Source organism: Paracoccus sp. (in: a-proteobacteria) (assembly GCF_030538495.1).
In the GTDB taxonomy this organism is placed as follows: domain Bacteria; phylum Pseudomonadota; class Alphaproteobacteria; order Rhodobacterales; family Rhodobacteraceae; genus Paracoccus.
The window spans coordinates 298,798-314,950 of record NZ_JAUNTW010000001.1; the positions used below are offsets into that span (position 1 = coordinate 298,798).

Annotated in this window: 15 protein-coding genes; 9 read left to right on the forward strand and 6 right to left on the reverse strand. The window is 63.1% G+C overall.

Going from position 1 to position 16,153, the window contains the following annotated elements; genetic code table 11:
* The first annotated feature begins 33 nt into the window (after positions 1–33).
* On the forward strand, positions 34–2,439 hold the full coding sequence (locus Q4G20_RS01495; protein ID WP_303341391.1) for a penicillin acylase family protein: 2,406 nt from the start codon (positions 34–36) through the stop codon (positions 2,437–2,439).
* 98 nt (positions 2,440–2,537) lie between these two features.
* Here the strand turns inward: Q4G20_RS01495 and lpdA are convergent, their stop codons facing one another.
* From lpdA to queA, 3 genes are all read right to left on the reverse strand, one after another.
* Positions 2,538–3,929 (reverse strand): dihydrolipoyl dehydrogenase, encoded by a 1,392-nt coding sequence (gene lpdA, locus Q4G20_RS01500; protein WP_303341394.1) that lies wholly within the window; start codon positions 3,927–3,929, stop codon positions 2,538–2,540.
* A gap of 76 nt (positions 3,930–4,005) precedes the next feature.
* Positions 4,006–5,259: an MFS transporter gene (locus Q4G20_RS01505; protein ID WP_303341395.1), complete on the reverse strand. Its 1,254-nt coding sequence runs from the start codon at positions 5,257–5,259 to the stop codon at positions 4,006–4,008.
* Between the two features lie 6 nt (positions 5,260–5,265).
* A complete protein-coding gene (gene queA, locus Q4G20_RS01510) occupies positions 5,266–6,312 on the reverse strand; it encodes a tRNA preQ1(34) S-adenosylmethionine ribosyltransferase-isomerase QueA (RefSeq protein WP_303341396.1) in 1,047 nt (348 codons plus the stop codon).
* A gap of 114 nt (positions 6,313–6,426) precedes the next feature.
* On the opposite strand from queA, the gene Q4G20_RS01515 reads away from it, so the two are divergent.
* Complete coding sequence (locus tag Q4G20_RS01515; protein WP_303341397.1) at positions 6,427–6,720, forward strand: bacterioferritin-associated ferredoxin; 294 nt, start codon at positions 6,427–6,429, stop codon at positions 6,718–6,720.
* Positions 6,668–7,153, forward strand: a complete 486-nt coding sequence (gene bfr / locus Q4G20_RS01520; RefSeq protein ID WP_303341399.1) for a bacterioferritin — start codon at positions 6,668–6,670, stop codon at positions 7,151–7,153. Before Q4G20_RS01515 ends, bfr begins: the two co-directional genes overlap by 53 nt.
* A 133-nt stretch (positions 7,154–7,286) precedes the next feature.
* Here the strand turns inward: bfr and Q4G20_RS01525 are convergent, their stop codons facing one another.
* Positions 7,287–7,595, reverse strand: coding sequence for a DUF6476 family protein (locus tag Q4G20_RS01525; protein ID WP_303341401.1), 309 nt, complete (start codon positions 7,593–7,595; stop codon positions 7,287–7,289).
* Between Q4G20_RS01525 and Q4G20_RS01530 the strand changes: the two genes are divergently transcribed.
* The 3 genes from Q4G20_RS01530 (at position 7,594) to Q4G20_RS01540 (ending at position 10,728) form a co-directional block, all read left to right on the forward strand.
* Positions 7,594–8,619 (forward strand): RluA family pseudouridine synthase, encoded by a 1,026-nt coding sequence (locus Q4G20_RS01530; protein WP_303341402.1) that lies wholly within the window; start codon positions 7,594–7,596, stop codon positions 8,617–8,619. The two genes, Q4G20_RS01525 and Q4G20_RS01530, sit on opposite strands and share 2 nt — an antisense overlap.
* Before the next feature lie 114 nt (positions 8,620–8,733).
* Positions 8,734–9,636, forward strand: coding sequence for an RNA polymerase sigma factor RpoH (rpoH, locus tag Q4G20_RS01535; protein ID WP_303341404.1), 903 nt, complete (start codon positions 8,734–8,736; stop codon positions 9,634–9,636).
* Positions 9,637–9,705: 69 nt separating this feature from the next.
* Entirely contained in the window at positions 9,706–10,728 is a 1,023-nt protein-coding gene (locus Q4G20_RS01540) for a hypothetical protein (RefSeq protein ID WP_303341405.1), read from the forward strand.
* On the opposite strand, the gene Q4G20_RS01545 is transcribed toward Q4G20_RS01540, so the two are convergent.
* Complete coding sequence (locus tag Q4G20_RS01545; RefSeq protein WP_303341406.1) at positions 10,725–11,486, reverse strand: NAD kinase; 762 nt, start codon at positions 11,484–11,486, stop codon at positions 10,725–10,727. The two genes, Q4G20_RS01540 and Q4G20_RS01545, sit on opposite strands and share 4 nt — an antisense overlap.
* A 122-nt stretch (positions 11,487–11,608) precedes the next feature.
* On the opposite strand from Q4G20_RS01545, the gene glyA reads away from it, so the two are divergent.
* Both glyA and Q4G20_RS01555 read left to right on the forward strand, forming a co-directional pair.
* The gene (gene glyA / locus Q4G20_RS01550) at positions 11,609–12,895 is read left to right on the forward strand and encodes a serine hydroxymethyltransferase (protein WP_303341407.1); all 1,287 of its coding nucleotides are present in this window, start codon (positions 11,609–11,611) and stop codon (positions 12,893–12,895) included.
* 117 nt (positions 12,896–13,012) lie between these two features.
* The gene (locus Q4G20_RS01555) at positions 13,013–14,824 is read left to right on the forward strand and encodes a M3 family oligoendopeptidase (RefSeq protein WP_303341408.1); all 1,812 of its coding nucleotides are present in this window, start codon (positions 13,013–13,015) and stop codon (positions 14,822–14,824) included.
* A gap of 10 nt (positions 14,825–14,834) precedes the next feature.
* Here the strand turns inward: Q4G20_RS01555 and thyX are convergent, their stop codons facing one another.
* Positions 14,835–15,749, reverse strand: a complete 915-nt coding sequence (gene thyX / locus Q4G20_RS01560) for an FAD-dependent thymidylate synthase (protein ID WP_303341409.1) — start codon at positions 15,747–15,749, stop codon at positions 14,835–14,837.
* 58 nt (positions 15,750–15,807) lie between these two features.
* On the opposite strand from thyX, the gene Q4G20_RS01565 reads away from it, so the two are divergent.
* A partial coding sequence (locus Q4G20_RS01565; RefSeq protein ID WP_303341410.1) for a VOC family protein occupies positions 15,808–16,153 on the forward strand: 346 nt, incomplete at its 3' end.

Here is a 16,153-nt window from a genome sequence, read left to right on the forward strand (position 1 = left end):
GGTCAACCGGCAACACCAAGGACGTGACCGCAGATGCTGACTATGTTTCGCTGGCTTTTGCGGCTGACCGTGGGGCTGATCGTGCTGGCCGTGCTGGCCGCAGCTTTGGTGTGGTATTTCGCGATCCGCTCGCTGCCCGATTACAACGCCACGCTGCGGGTGGACGGGATCGGCGCGCCGGTTGAAATCGTGCGCAGCACCGAAAACGTGCCGCATATTTTTGGCGACACCGACCGCGATGTGTATTTCGCCTTGGGGCTGGCCCATGCGCAGGACCGGCTGTTTCAGATGACACTGCTGCGGCGCGCGGCGCAGGGGCGGCTGTCGGAAATCTATGGCGCGCAGGCGTTGCCCGCCGATGATCTGGCGCGGCGGCTGGGCCTGTATCGGCGGGCGCAGCAATCGCTGACGGCGCAGGATCCGGCGACGATGCAGGCGCTGACCGCCTATGCCAATGGCGTGAACCAATGGATCGCCACCGTGAACGAAGGCGCCATGGGCCGCGGCGCGCCGGAATTTTTCCTGCTGCCCGATGTCATCGCCTATTGGCAACCGGCGGATTCGCTGGCCATTTTGAAGCTGATTGCGGCATCCACGACCACGGCGGCGCAGGATGAAACCCTGCGCGCGCGGCTGTCGCTGGCCCATCCGCGCGGGGCCGAGGTTTTGGCCCGCCCCGGCATCCCCGCCACCCTGCCCGATTATGCGGCGCTGTTTCCCGGTGGCCGTCTGGGTCCGCCCGAACGCCTCGCCGCGCCGGGGCCGCGCGATCCCTTTGCCATCCTGACGCCGGGGCTGGGACTGGGCGGCAACGGCTTTGCGGTCGCGCGGGAACGGACGGCGGCGGATGGCGCGCTGTTGGCCAATGACCTGCATATCGGGCTGGTCGCGCCGTCGCTCTATTATCTGGCGCGGCTGGAATTAGCGTCGGGCGGAGTCATCGGCGCGACGGTGCCGGGGATGCCGCTGATCTTGTCGGGGCGCAATCCGCATCTGGCCTGGGGCGTCACGCCTCTGGGTCTGGATGACGCCGATCTGGTGATCGAAGAGGTCCAACCCGGCAACCCCAACCGCTATCGCAGCGCACAGGGCTGGACCAACTTTGACACCCGATCCGAGGTGATCCGCGTGCTGGACGCCGACGACCAGACCATCACCCTGCGCGATACGGTGAACGGCCCGGTTGTGCCGGGTCTGGCACCGGGGCTGCGCGACATCATCCCTGCCGGTCATGTGCCGGCGCTTCGTTGGACGGGGCTTGGCACGGACGACACCACCATGTCGGCGCTGATCGGCCTGATGGGGGCGGAAAATATGGGCGATGCGCGGGACGCCCTGCGCGGCGTGGTCGCGCCTGCGCTCACCGTGATGCTGGCCGATAGCGGCGCGATTCACACGGTCGCCGCCGGTCACACCCCCGACCGCGCGCCCGATCACCCGACCGCAGGCGCCCTGCCCGCCCCCGGCTGGCAAACCGAAACCGCATGGCGCGGCACCGGTCCCATCACCCCCCAACCCGCACCGCAAGACGGCCTGACCATCGCGACCGAAGAACCCCTGACCCAAGGGCTACGCCGCGCCCGCCTGCAACGCCTGCTGGGCGACCGAGAAGTCCATTCCCGCGACAGCCTGATCGCCGCGCAGACCGATATTGTCAGCCCATCGGCGCGCGCTTTGCTGCCCTTGGTCGGCGCGGATCTGTGGTTCACGGGCGAACCCGCCGCCCCCGGCACGCCCGAACGGCAACGTCAGGACGCCTTGGCCCTGCTGGCCGAATGGGACGGCGCGATGAACGAACATCTGCCGGAACCGCTGCTTTACGCCGCATGGATGGCCGCGTTGCAGGATCGGCTGGTGCGCGATGAATTGGGTCCGATGGCGGATGAGCTGAACCAGCTTTACCCCATCTTTATCGACGCCGTGTTCCGCAATCGCGGCGGCGCGGCCCAATGGTGCGACATCATCCAAAGCGCCGCGACCGAAGATTGCACCCTGATCGCCCGTCAGGCACTGGACCGTGCCATTCTGGACCTGTCCGCACGGTTCGGCCCGGATGTGACCAGTTGGCGATGGGGCGATCTGCATCAGGCGCGGCATCTGCATCCGGGGCTGGGCCGCCTGCCGGCTCTGGGCTGGATCGTGAATATCAGCCAATCGGTGTCGGGCGGCGATTTCACCGTGGCGCGCAGCAGCCAGATGGGCCACGCGCCGAACCCATTTCAAGCCGTGACCGGGGCCGGTTTCCGCGGCGTTTACGATCTGGCCGATCCGGACAGTTCGGTGTTCATCATCTCGACCGGGCAATCCGGCCACCCGTTTTCGCGGCATTACGATGATCTGGCGGGGCTGTGGCGGCGGGGCGAATATGTCGGCATGTCGCTGGACCCGGCACTGGCGCGGGCGGCGGCGGTTGGAGTGACACGGCTGATCCCGCGCTGAACCGCGCCTATCTTCTGTGCTGAAATATCCTCAGGGGGTGAATTGGCCAACGGCCAAGAGGGGGCGCGAGCGCCCCCTGCTCTCCGACAAACGCGACCTCAGAAATGGATCGCGCGGCCGTAAGCGTCCAGAACCGATTCATGCATCATTTCCGACAGGGTGGGATGCGGGAACACGGTTTCCATCAGGTCTTGTTCGGTCGTTTCCAACTGACGCCCGACAACATAGCCTTGGATCAGTTCCGTCACCTCGGCGCCGACCATATGCGCGCCCAGCAATTCGCCGGTTTTCGCGTCAAAGATGGTTTTCACCAGACCATCGGGTTCGCCCAAGGCAATCGCCTTGCCGTTGCCGATAAAGGGGAAGCGGCCAACCTTGATGTCATAGCCCGCCTCTTTCGCCTTGGCCTCGGTCAGGCCGACGCTGGCGACCTGCGGGTGGCAATAGGTGCAGCCCGCAATCGCCGACGGCTTGACCGGATGCGGATGCTGACCGGCGATCAGTTCGGCAACCATCACGCCTTCGTGGCTGGCCTTGTGCGCCAGCCAGGGCGCGCCCGCCACGTCGCCGATGGCGTAAACACCATCCACCCCGGTGCGGCAGTATTCATCAGTGACGATATGGCTGCGGTCCACCTTGATCCCCAAGGCCTCAAGCCCAAGGTTTTCGACATTGCCGACGATGCCGACAGCGGAAATCACCGTGTCGAAATCCTGCGTTTCGGTCTTGCCGCCGACCTCGATATGAGCGGTCACGGTGCTGCCCTTGCGGTCCAGCTTTTTGACCGTGGCCTTTTCGACGATCTTCATGCCCTGCTTGACGAACTGCTTTTTCGCAAAGGCGCTGATTTCGGCATCCTCGACCGGCAAAACGCGGTCCATCACCTCGACCACGGTGGTATCGGCGCCAAGGGTGTTAAAGAACGACGCGAATTCGATGCCAATCGCGCCCGAACCGATGACCAGCAGCTTTTTCGGCATATGCGGCGGCTTGAGCGCGTGTTTGTAGTTCCAGACCAGCTTGCCATCGGGTTCCAGCCCCGGCAGTTCGCGCGCGCGCGCGCCGGTGGCGATGATGATCGACTTGGCGGTGATGTCTTCGCTGCCCTTGTCGGTTTTCACGCTGATCTTGCCGGGGGCGACCAGCCTGGCCTCGCCCATGATGGTGGTGACTTTGTTCTTTTTGAACAGATGGCCGATGCCGCCCGACAGTTGCTTTGCCACCCCGCGCGAACGATCAACGACCTTGCCCAGATCAAAGCCGATCTTGTCGGCGGACAGGCCGAAATCCTTGGCGCGGTGCATCAGGTGGAACACCTCGGCCGAGCGCAGCAGCGCCTTGGTCGGGATACAGCCCCAGTTCAGGCAGATGCCGCCCAGATGTTCGCGTTCGATGCAGGCCACCTTAAGCCCCAATTGCGCCCCCCGGATCGCCGCGACATAGCCGCCCGGTCCCGCGCCAATCACCACCATATCGAAATTCTGGGCCATTCCGTCCCCCGCTGACTGAAAGATAGTTCAGCGTTAAACCATTCCCCGCCATGCGGCAAGCCGTCGGGTGATGATGTCACGTTTCCGTCGCGGGTGGGGTATCGGTCTGGGCTTCGTCCATGGCGGCCTCGATCGCGACGGGGGTGGCACTGGGCGCGATGATGGTAAAGCTGCCCTGTTCGTCGCTGGTCGGAGCCGCGCGCTGCGTCGTCCGCCATGCCGCATAGCCCGACAACGCCGCCAGCAGCACCGCCATATGGAACCAGAACCCGTCCGGCCCCATCACGCCCATCAGCCAGCCGGTGATCAGCGGCCCGGTCATCGACCCCAGCCCATAGATAAACAGCAACCCGGCGGATGCCGACGCCATATCCGCAGGCTCTAACCGGTCATTGGTATAGGCCAACAGCAGCGCATAAATCGGGTTGGCGACCCCGCCCATAATCGCGCCGACCACAATCAGCCCCCATATCCCCGGCTGCATCACCATGACGGCGAACCCTGCCGCGCCGCCGAATCCCGCCAACAGCAGCACCAGTTTGCGCCGGTCCCAGCGGTCGGAAATCCAGCCGATGGGATATTGCATAGCCAGCCCGCCCGCGTAACTGGTCGCCACGAACAGCGAAATTTCCGCAACCGACATGCCAATGCCCGTCCCCCAGACCGGCGACATCCCCGCCAGTGCCGCAAACACGCCGCCCATCAGAAACACCCCCACGCAGCCCAGCGGCGATGCGCGGTAAAGGTCGCGAAACGACATCCGCTTGATCGTTTCAAACTGCGGCGCAGGGTTGGCCGACAGCAAAATCGGCGTAAAGGCCAGCGACACCAGCACCGACGGGATCACGAACAGCATGAACCCCGCCGGGTCCGCGACGTTCAGCAACGCCTGCGCCAGCACGATGCCGCCCATCTGCACGATCATATAGGCCGACAGCGCCTGTCCCCGGTTTTCATTCGTGGATGCCGCGTTCAGCCAGCTTTCGGCGGTGACATACACGCCGCAGAAACAGAACCCGATCATCACCCGCAGCAGAGTCCACGCGATCCAGTTCGGTTCGACCGGAAACAGAATCAGCACGGCGGAAATCATCGACCCAAGCGCCGCGAACACCCGCACATGGCCGACATTCTGAATCAGCCCCGGCACCAGCAGGCTGCCCAGCAGAAAGCCACCGAAATAGCCTGACATGACAATGGACATTTCAAAGGTCGGGATCGATTCAATATCGCCGCGGATCCCCAGCAGAGTCCCCTGCATCCCGTTGCCGACCATCAGCAGCAAGATACCCAACAGCAATGGCCAAGTGGTTCGCAAAACAGACAGCATCGGACCTCAGGGAATGAACAGGGACGCATCCCCATAGCTGAAAAAGCGATAGCCGTCATCAACCGCGTGCCGATAAATGTCGCGGATACGGTCCGCGCCCATCAGCGCCGAAACCAGCATCAGCAGCGTGGATTTCGGCAGGTGGAAATTGGTCATCAGCCCATCCGTGACGCGAAATTGATAGCCGGGATAAATAAAAATCTGCGTCGTATCGCGGAACGGCTGCACCTGCCCGCTGGCATCCGCCGCCGATTCGATCAGGCGCAGCGCCGTGGTGCCGACCGGGATCACGCGCCGCCCACTGGCCCGCGCGCGATTGATGGCTGTGGCGGCGGCGGGCGTCACCTCGCCCCATTCGGCATGCATTTTGTGGGTGGTCACGTCATCGACCTTGACCGGCAAAAAGGTGCCGGCGCCGACATGCAGCGTCACATGCACAAATTCGACGCCCCGCGCGCGCAGGGCGTCCAGCAGGGGCGTGTCGAAATGCAGGCTGGCCGTGGGGGCGGCAACCGCGCCCTGATGCGCGGCCCAGACGGTTTGATAATCGTCGCGGTCCTGCGCATCGGGCGCGCGCAGCGCCGCGATATAGGGGGGCAGCGGCATCGCCCCCACCTGCGACAGCGCCGCGTCAAAGGCATCGCCCTGCGCGTCAAACCGCAGGATCAGCCCGCCATCCGCGATCTGCGTCACCGTGGCCGACAGATCGTCGCTGAACCGGATCACCTCACCGACCTGCACTTTGCGCAGGGGTTTGGCCAAGGCGCGCCAGCCATCCGCCACGGGTTCCAACAGCGTGATTTCCACCCGCGCCGTGGCTTCACCCTGCGGGGTGTGGCGCGTGCGGGTGCCGGTCAGGCGCGCAGGTATGACCTTGGTATCGTTCAGCACCAGCACATCGCCGGGGCGCAGAATATCCGGCAGATCACTGACGCGCCGATCCGACATCGCGCCGCCTTCGGCCAGCAGCAGCCGCGCCGCGCTGCGCGGGCGGGCGGGGCGTGTGGCGATCAGCCCTTCGGGCAGGTGAAAATCGAAATCAGACAGCTTCATAACCGCGGTTCTGCGACGGGTTCCCCACGCCGTCAAGCGCGCAATACCCGACTTTAAAACTAAGCCTTTACAAAGCCGATGATTTCAGTCAGTTATCGCCGCAAGGAGCGCGCCATGATCATCTGCCACTGCACCCAAATTTCGGACCACGATATCCGCGCCGCCATCGACTGGATGCGCGCCGCCGATCCCGACACCATCATCACACCCGGAAAGATCTATCACGCATTGGGCAAACGCGCCGATTGCGGCGGATGTATGCCGCTGTTTTTGCAGACCATGCGCGGATGCGATAATGTCGGTGTCGCGCCGCCGGTCTTGCGGACCACATCCACCACCAAGGAAAGGAAACGCCATGAAGGGCGACACCAAGGTCATCGACTATCTGAACGCCGCGCTGCGGTCTGAATTAACGGCGGTCAGCCAGTATTGGCTGCATTACCGCCTGCAAGAGGATTGGGGCTATGGCCGCATCGCCGACAAATCGCGCGCCGAATCCATCGAGGAAATGAACCACGCCGACCGCCTGATTCAGCGCATTCTGTTTCTGGAAGGCCACCCCAACCTGCAAAAGCTGGACCCTCTGCGCATCGGCCAGAATCTGAAAGAAACGCTTGAGGCCGATCTGGCCGGCGAACATGATGCCCGCAAACTGTATATCGAGGCGCGCGAGCATTGCGAAAAGGTTGGCGATTACGTCAGCAAAACCCTGTTCGAGGAACTGATCGCGGACGAAGAAGGCCACATTGATTTTCTGGAAACGCAGATCGCGCTGCATGACGAAATCGGTGCCAAGAATTATGGCCATCTGAACGCCAAACCTGCGAACGAGGCGGAATAATTTCAAGGTCCGGAGGCCAGCCCCCCAGCCCGCCCCCGTGGGGCGGGCGTTCGCCGGGGAAAAGGTCCACTGGACCTTTTCCTTGACCCGTCTCACCCCGGGATATTTGGGCCAAGATGAAAGGGTGAGCGCCTTAATCCACCTGCATCTGACCGGCCAGCCGTCCGGCGCGGTCGTAAACCAACACCGCGCCCGAATCGGTCACAACCACGATCCAGTCGCGGGCGAAGGTCACGGCGTCCGCCTGCGCGCCATCGGGCAGCGTGATCTGCGCGGGCAGTTCGGGCAAAACCGGCTGGTTCAGCCGCAGCCACAGCAGCGCCACGACCGCGACCATGCCCAGCCCCATCACCACCGTCAGCCCCGTGACCAGCATTTTCAGGAACCGCAGTTCAGGAACCGCTTTCGCAGCCGATTTCCAGTCGCTATGATCTTCGGTCATGTCGAACCTTATTGTTACCATTGCGGCCAACCCGCCCGAGCGGCTTGATAAGGCGCTTGCCCTGTCTGTGCCAGAGGATGCGGCGCTGTCGCGGTCGCGTCTGGCGCGTTTGATTGCCGATGGCGCGGTCAGCGGCCCGGATGGCGTGGTCCGCGACCAAAAGGCCCGCGTGGCCGAGGGGCAGGACTACACCATCACCCTGCCCGCGCCGGAATCGGTGGAAACGCTGCCTCAGGCGATTCCTCTGGTCATCGCTTACGAAGATGACGACCTGATCGTTATTGATAAACCCGCCGGAATGGTCGTTCACCCCGCCCCCGGATCGCCCGACGGCACGCTGGTCAACGCGCTGTTGGCGCATTGCGGGGACACGCTTTCGGGGATTGGCGGCGAACGTCGCCCCGGCATTGTGCATCGCATTGATAAGGACACGTCCGGCCTGTTGGTTGTTGCCAAATCCGACCGCGCCCATCATGGCCTTGCCGCGCAGTTCGAGGCCCACACCGCCCAGCGGCGTTATCTGGCCCTGGCGCATGGGGTGATTGACGGCGCCGATCCGCGCCTGCGCGGCGTTCCCGGTGTCAGTTTCGAAGACGGCGCGGTGCTGAAAATCGCCACCAAATTGACGCGCCACGCCACCGACCGCCAGAAACAGGCGGTGTATTTCGACAAAGGCCGCCATGCCGTCACCCGCGCGCGGATGTTGGAACGGTTCGGCGCTCCGCCCGCCGCGATGCTGGTGGAATGTCGGCTGGAAACCGGGCGCACGCATCAGATCCGGGTGCATATGGCGCATTGCGGGCTGGGGCTGATTGGCGATCCGGTCTATGGCGGGTCGCGGCGGACTTTGGGGCGGGCTTTGGGTCCGGCGGCGCAGATGGCGGCGGATTTCCCGCGTCAGGCGCTGCACGCGGCGCAACTGGGATTTACCCATCCGGTCAGCGGCGATGCGCTGTCATTCGACAGCCCCCTGCCCGAGGATATGGCCGCGCTGCTGGCCGCGCTGCGCCTGACGCAAAGTTGACTGTTTCACCCTGTTAATCGCCCGCGCGTTAACGCATAGTTCACACAAACCTGTTAAGCGGACGGAACCGGGGCCAATGGGTCGCGTTTCATCCCCTGACGAAAGGCTGCCCCGATGGCGAATTACACATCATTGCCCGCCCCCAGCCCTGAACAGGGCCTGAACCGTTATCTGCAAGAGATTCGGAAATTCCCGCTGCTGGAACCCGAACAGGAATATATGCTGGCCAAGGCATGGGCCGATCACGAAGACAGCGACGCCGCGCATCAATTGGTCACGTCGCATCTGCGGCTGGCGGCGAAAATCGCCATGGGTTATCGCGGTTACGGCCTGCCCCAGGCCGAAGTGATCTCTGAGGCGAATGTCGGTCTGATGCAGGCGGTCAAACGGTTTGACCCGGAAAAGGGGTTCCGGCTGGCGACCTATGCAATGTGGTGGATCCGGGCCAGTATTCAGGAATACATCCTGCGGTCATGGTCGCTGGTCAAAATGGGAACGACCAGTGCGCAGAAAAAGCTGTTCTTCAATCTGCGCAAGGCGAAATCGAAAATCGGCGCGCTTGAAGATGGCGATCTGCGCCCGGAAAACGTGGCCCAAATCGCCAATGACCTGAACGTCACCGAACAAGAGGTGATCGACATGAACCGCCGCCTGTCGGGGGGCGATGCGTCGCTGAACGCGCAGGTTGGCGCGGGCGACGGCGATTCGGTCGCGCAGTGGCAGGACTGGCTCGAGGATGAGGACGCGAATCAGGCCGAAGCCTATGCCGAATCCGAAGAACTGGACACCCGCCGCCAGATGCTGTTGTCGGCCATGGATGTTCTGAACGACCGGGAAAAGGACGTTCTGATCGAACGCCGCCTGCGCGACGACCCCATGACGCTGGAAGATTTGTCGGTCCGTTACAGCGTGTCCCGCGAACGCATCCGCCAGATCGAGGTGCGGGCCTTTGAAAAATTGCAGGATCGGATGCGCGTTCTGGCCGGGGAAAAGGGCATGCTGATCGCCGCCAGCTAATTGACGCCATCTGATTGACTGGGGCGGCGTTCGGGCTATGGTCAGGGGAACAACAGGACATCCCGGATCATGACGGCGCTGACGGAATTTCAACGACTTGAGGCGCAAGGCGCGTGGCGTGAAACCCCCGACGCCCAACTGCGCGAGGTGGTCGTGTCCGTCGGTGACGCCACGCTGATGCTGCTGGATCCGAAATCCGAACGCCCGCTGACGCATTGGTCGCTGCCCGCCGTGGCGCGGCTGAACCCCGGCAAGACGCCCGCGATTTATTCGCCCAGCCCGGACGCCGCCGATGAAACGGTGGAAATCGACGACGCGCTGATGATTCAGGCCATCGAACGGGTGCATCGCGCGATCGAGGCCAGCCGCGCGCATCCCGGACGCCTGCGCGGCGGGCTGACCGCCGTGGCGATTGTCGCGATGCTGATTGCCGGGGTGCTGTGGCTGCCCGACGCGCTGATCCGCCACGCCGCCAATATCGCGCCGCCCGCACAGGCGCGCATGGTCGGTCAGGCGGTTCTGGCCGATATTGAACGCAGCACCGGCGCGGTCTGCCGCCGCACGTCTGGTCAGGCGGTGCTGAACTATATGACGCCGGGGCTGGTCGGAGACGGCGCGGCGGTCGTTGTGGTGCCGGGGCCTCTGAACGGCGCGCTGCGTCTGCCGGGAAACCTGTATGTCGCGGGCAGTCACATCCTGACCGGAGCCGCCGGACCCGAGGTGCTGGCGGGCCATCTGCTGTCGACCGAACTGGCGCAGACCGACCGCGCGGTGACGCGCGCGGCCCTGCGTCATGCGGGGTTTCGCGCGGCGCTGCGCCTGATGACGCTGGGCAGTCTGCCCAGCAACGCCATGGCCGGTTACGGGGAAATCCTGCTGACCGACGCGCCGCCCCGCCCCGATGACACGGCGCTGCTGGACGCGATGCGGGCGCGGAATTTGACCAGCGAACCCTATGCCCTCAGTCTGGACCCGACGGGGGCTGGCGTGGTGGCGCTGATCGACGGTGACCCGGTGCGCCACGGCGTCACCCCCGCCGATCTGCTGACCGACCCGCAATGGCTGGCGCTGCAACAGATTTGCGCGGGTTAAACGAATTGTTCGCGCAGCAGGCGTTCTTCAAGCCCATGTCCGGGATCGAATAACAGCCGGTGCTGCACGGTGGACGCGCTGCGGATCACCACCCGCGTGACATGGCGCACCGACCGGCTGTCGGCGTCGGCCATGACGGGGCGCAGGTCGGGATCGGCGACTTCGACCACGACTTCGGATGTTTTGGGCAGCAATGCGCCACGCCACCTGCGCGGACGAAACGGCGCAATCGCCGTCAGCGCCAAGACCTGCGAATCCAGCGGCAAAATCGGCCCATGCGCGGAATAGTTATAGGCCGTGGACCCCGCAGGTGTGGCAATCAACGCGCCGTCGCACACCAATTCCTCCATCCGCAAACGCCCATCCACATGGATGCGCAGCTTGGCGGCCTGCGGACCTTGGCGCAGCATACTGACCTCGTTTATCGCCAAAGCTTCGTGGGTCGAGCCATCCACGCAGGTCGCCCGCATCCGCAGGGGGTTGATGATGGTTTCTTCGGCCTCGGCCAGACGCTGGGGCAGATCATTTCCCGTATAACTGTTCAGCAAAAACCCAACCGTGCCGCGATTCATCCCGTAAACCGGCAGATCGCGCCCCTGCATCGCGTGCAGCGTTTGCAGCATGAACCCGTCGCCGCCCAAGGCCACCACATAGTGCGCCCGGTCAAGGGGCGCATCGCCATACCGCCCGATCAGCGCACGCAGCGCGCGCTGCGCGCGTTCGGCGGGACTGGCGGTGAAATGGATGCGTGGCATCATTGGCGAACCCTGTCATGAACGCGCAGCATCGGACGCACAGCCGCGAATGACAACCCCCCGGAATTGCCGCTTTTCGCAACGGCACGAATACGTTATCAGACCCCAAACCCCGCCGTCTGAGGATGCAAAACATGAACGCCTTTTTCACCCAAGATCTTGCGGATCGCGACCCCGCCATCGCTGACGCCATCACCAAAGAGCTGGGCCGCCAGCGTGACGAAATCGAACTGATCGCGTCGGAAAACATCGTCAGCCGCGCCGTGTTGCAGGCGCAAGGCAGCGTTCTGACCAACAAATACGCCGAAGGGTATCCGGGCAAACGCTATTACGGCGGCTGCCAATTCGTTGATATTGCCGAAAATCTGGCGATTGAGCGCGCCAAGGAACTGTTCGGCGCCGAATTCGCCAATGTCCAGCCCAACAGCGGCAGCCAGATGAACCAGGCCGTGTTTCTGGCGCTGTTGCAGCCGGGCGACACCTTTATGGGGCTGGACCTGAACAGCGGCGGTCACCTGACCCATGGCAGCCCGGTGAATATGTCGGGCAAATGGTTCAACGTCGTCAGCTATGGCGTGCGTCAGCAGGATCAACTGCTGGATATGGACGCGATCGCCGAATCCGCCCGCCAGCACAAACCGAAACTGATCGTCGCAGGCGGCACCGCATACAGCCGCGTCTGGGACTGGGCCGCGTTCCGCAAAATCGCGGATGAGGTCGGCGCCTATCTGATGGTGGACATGGCCCATATCGCGGGTCTGGTCGCGGGCGGTCAGCACCCGTCGCCGGTGCCACATGCGCATGTCGTGACCTCGACCACGCATAAATCGCTGCGCGGCCCGCGCGGCGGCCTGATCCTGACCAACGACGCGGATATTGCCAAGAAAATCAACAGCGCCGTGTTCCCCGGCCTGCAAGGCGGCCCGCTGATGCATGTCATCGCCGCCAAAGCCGTGGCCTTTGGCGAGGCTTTGGATCCGTCCTTCCGCGATTACGCCGCGCAGGTGGTGAAAAACGCGCAGGCCATGGCGGACGAACTGATGAAGGGCGGCATCGACATCGTATCGGGCGGCACCGACAACCACCTGTGTCTGGCCGATCTGCGCCCCAAAGGCGTGACCGGCAAAGCGACCGAGGCCGCCTTGGGCCGCGCGCATATCACCTGCAACAAAAACGGCGTGCCGTTTGACCCGGAAAAACCCTTTGTTACCAGCGGCATCCGTCTGGGCGCGCCCGCCGGCACAACCCGCGGCTTTGGCGAAGACGAATTCCGCCAGATCGCCCGCTGGATCGTCGAAGTTGTGGACGGTCTGGCCGCCAATGGCGAAGACGGCAACGCCGAGGTGGAAAATAAGGTGCGGGCCGAGGTCAGCGAACTCTGCGGTCGCTTCCCTCTGTATCCGAACCTGTAATCGGACCGAAAAACCCGCCCGCCGCAGATCATCGCGGCGGGCGTTTTCACCGGCGCGACCCTTGCGCCGCGCGGCCGCAGCGTCCACATCTGGCACAACTGACAGAAAGGATCGCATATGCCCGCACTGGTATTCGACGCGCAGGACGCCGCCACCGGCCCCGATTTTGGCAACCTGCCCGAATGGGATTTGACCGACCTCTATCCGGCCCCCGACGCACCGGAACTGGCCAATGATCTGGCCGAACTGGAACGCGCGGTTGCCGATTTCGCCGCAGCTTATCAGGGGCGGCTGGCCGATCTGACCCCGGCCCAGATGCTGACCTGCATCGAGGCGTATCAGACCATCGACATTCTGGCCGGGCGCATCATGTCCTATGCCGGCTTGCGGTATTACCAGAACACGACCGACCCCGCGCGGGCGAAAATGATGGGCGATCTGCAAGGACAGATCACCGATATGACCACGCCGCTGGTATTTTTCAGTTTGGAATTCAACCGGATACCCGACGAAACCTATGACGCGGTGTTCGCCGCCGCCGATGGTCCCGCGCGGTATAAGCCCGTGTTTGACCGGATGCGCGCCATGCGTCCGCATCAGTTGTCGGATGAATTGGAACAGTTTTTGCACGACAATTCGGTCGTGGGGGCCGCCGCGTGGAACCGGTTGTTTGACGAAACGCTGGCCGCGCTGACCTTTGACGTGGATGGCGAAACGCTGGGGCTTGAGGCGACTCTGAACCTGCTGACCGATCACGACCGCGCCCGGCGTGAAACCGGCGCGCGTGCTTTGGCGCGTGTGTTCGGGGAAAACGTGACCCTGTTTGCGCGCATCCATAACACGCTGGCCAAGGAAAAGGCGATCGAAGACAAATGGCGCCACATGCCCAGCCCGCAACATGCGCGCCACCTGTCGAACCATGTCGAACCCGAGGTGGTCGAGGCCCTGCGCAACGCCGTGACCGCCGCCTATCCGCGGCTGTCGCATCGGTATTATGCGTTAAAGGCCAAGTGGTTAGGGCTGGACAAATTGCAGGTCTGGGACCGCAACGCCCCCCTGCCCACGGAAACCCCGCGCCTGATCGACTGGCCGACCGCGCAGCAGACCGTTACCGATGCCTATGCCGGGTTTTCGCCGCGTCTGGCGGAACTGGCGCAGCCGTTTTTTGACAAGGGCTGGATTGACGCCGCCGTCAAACCGGGCAAGGCCCCCGGCGCGTTTGCGCATCCGACCGTGACGACCGCACATCCCTATATCTTGCTGAATTATCTGGGAAAACCGCGCGACGTGATGACTCTGGCGCATGAATTGGGCCATGGCGTGCATCAGCGGCTGGCGGCGGATCAGGGCGAATTGCTGGCATCCACCCCGCTGACGCTGGCCGAAACCGCGTCGGTTTTTGGCGAAATGCTGACCTTCCGCGCGCTGCTGGCGAAAACCACCGACCCGGCGCAGAAAAAGGCGCTGCTGGCCGGCAAGGTCGAGGATATGATTAACACCGTCGTCCGCCAGATCGCGTTTTACGATTTTGAATGCAAACTGCACGCCGCGCGGGCCGAAGGCGAACTGACGCCGGATGACATCAACGCGCTGTGGATGTCGGTTCAGGCCGAATCGCTGGGGCCGGTGTTTGAATTCATGCCGGGTTACGAAACATTCTGGACCTATGTTCCGCATTTCGTGCATTCGCCGTTCTATGTCTATGCCTATGCTTTCGGCGACGGGTTGGTGAACGCGCTTTATGCCGCCTATGAAGATGGCCTGCCCGATTTTCAGACGAAATATTTCGATTTGCTGGCGGCGGGCGGGTCGAAACACCACACGGAATTGCTGGCTCCGTTCGGTCTGGACGCGACCGACCCGGCGTTTTGGGACAAAGGGCTGTCGATGATCGAAGGGCTGATCGACCAGCTTGAGGCGTTAGAGTAAAAAGGGGGCGTTACGCCCCCTTTTCCCACACCGCCTGAAATTCGCGCCATTCCCGCGCGGCCATACCGGAGTTTTCCTGCGTCACGACTTCGCCCGCCAGACGGCGGCGCAGCACATCAACCGCTTGCGCCGACAGGCTGACGGCGTTCATGCGGTAATCGCGGAACGCGCCAAACGCCGCCGGAACCCAATCCGCCACAATATCGCACAGCACATCGGCATAGGCGCGGATTTCGTATTGCGCATGGGAATCGGCCCGCAACCGCAGGAAATGCAACAGGTTGTGCAGGTCCACCTTCCAATACCATTGGGTATAGATATTGGTGGGCAGGTTCATCCGCGCCAATTCACGCGCCAGCCCCTGTTGCCCGTCCTGCGACAGCATCGCTTCGTAATTGTCATAACTGCGCATCGCGTCATCGCGCAAAAGGTTCAGGACGCGCTGCGCTTCGTCCCCTTGCAACACCTCGCCTCGGCCTTGGTTGTTGACGCTGGACTGCGCGGCCAGATGGTCCGGCGCGGGGATGTAAAATTCACGGTCAAGGATCGAATAACGCCCGGAATATTCGTTCACATTCGCGGTCCGGTGGCGGATCCATTGGCGCGCGACGAATACGGGCAGTTTGACGTGCAGTTTGACTTCGCACATTTCAAAGGGCGACGAATGCCAGTGACGCATCAGGTAACGGATCAGCCCTTCGTCGTTTTGCACCGATTTGGTGCCGCGCCCGTAACTGACCCGCGCGGCCTGACAAATCGCGGCGTCATCGCCCATATAATCCACGACGCGGATAAAGCCGTGATCCAGCACCGGATGCGCGACATACAGATGTTGTTCCATCCCCGGCGCAACGGCGCGCAGCGTGTGATGCGGATTGGCCCGCTGGCTGTCGATTTCGGCTTGTTGTTCGGGGGTCAACGGCATCAAACTTCTCCGGCGTGGTTGGGGTTTATCTTTGCCACGCCGACAGGAAAGGGCCAAGATGAAAATCCAGTATCTTCACACAATGGTCCGGGTCAAAGACCTGGACAAAACCATGGCGTTTTTCAGCCTGCTGGGATTGCAGGAAACGCGCCGCATCGACAACGACAAGGGCCGCTTTACGCTGGTGTTTATGGCGCCGCCGGATCAGCCGGAAACGCCGGTTGAACTGACGTTTAACTGGGATGGCGATGACGGGCTGCCGTCGGACAGCCGCCATTTCGGGCACTTGGCCTATCGCGTCGAAAACATCTATGACATGTGCCAACGGCTGATGGATGCGGGCGTGACGATCAACCGCCCGCCCCGCGACGGGCATATGGCCTTTGTGCGCAGCCCCGACAATA

Coding starts and splice junctions, on each gene's coding strand:
- thyX (WP_303341409.1), bottom strand. CDS start 15,749: ATGCCGTTGACCCCCGAACAACAAGCCGAAATCGACAGCCAGCGGGCC.
- Q4G20_RS01530 (WP_303341402.1), top strand. CDS start 7,594: ATGTCGAACCTTATTGTTACCATTGCGGCCAACCCGCCCGAGCGGCTT.
- Q4G20_RS01555 (WP_303341408.1), top strand. CDS start 13,013: ATGCCCGCACTGGTATTCGACGCGCAGGACGCCGCCACCGGCCCCGAT.
- lpdA (WP_303341394.1), bottom strand. CDS start 3,929: ATGGCCCAGAATTTCGATATGGTGGTGATTGGCGCGGGACCGGGCGGC.
- Q4G20_RS01545 (WP_303341406.1), bottom strand. CDS start 11,486: ATGATGCCACGCATCCATTTCACCGCCAGTCCCGCCGAACGCGCGCAG.
- Q4G20_RS01495 (WP_303341391.1), top strand. CDS start 34: ATGCTGACTATGTTTCGCTGGCTTTTGCGGCTGACCGTGGGGCTGATC.
- Q4G20_RS01505 (WP_303341395.1), bottom strand. CDS start 5,259: ATGCTGTCTGTTTTGCGAACCACTTGGCCATTGCTGTTGGGTATCTTG.
- Q4G20_RS01515 (WP_303341397.1), top strand. CDS start 6,427: ATGATCATCTGCCACTGCACCCAAATTTCGGACCACGATATCCGCGCC.
- queA (WP_303341396.1), bottom strand. CDS start 6,312: ATGAAGCTGTCTGATTTCGATTTTCACCTGCCCGAAGGGCTGATCGCC.
- bfr (WP_303341399.1), top strand. CDS start 6,668: ATGAAGGGCGACACCAAGGTCATCGACTATCTGAACGCCGCGCTGCGG.
- Q4G20_RS01540 (WP_303341405.1), top strand. CDS start 9,706: ATGACGGCGCTGACGGAATTTCAACGACTTGAGGCGCAAGGCGCGTGG.
- Q4G20_RS01525 (WP_303341401.1), bottom strand. CDS start 7,595: ATGACCGAAGATCATAGCGACTGGAAATCGGCTGCGAAAGCGGTTCCT.
- glyA (WP_303341407.1), top strand. CDS start 11,609: ATGCAAAACATGAACGCCTTTTTCACCCAAGATCTTGCGGATCGCGAC.
- rpoH (WP_303341404.1), top strand. CDS start 8,734: ATGGCGAATTACACATCATTGCCCGCCCCCAGCCCTGAACAGGGCCTG.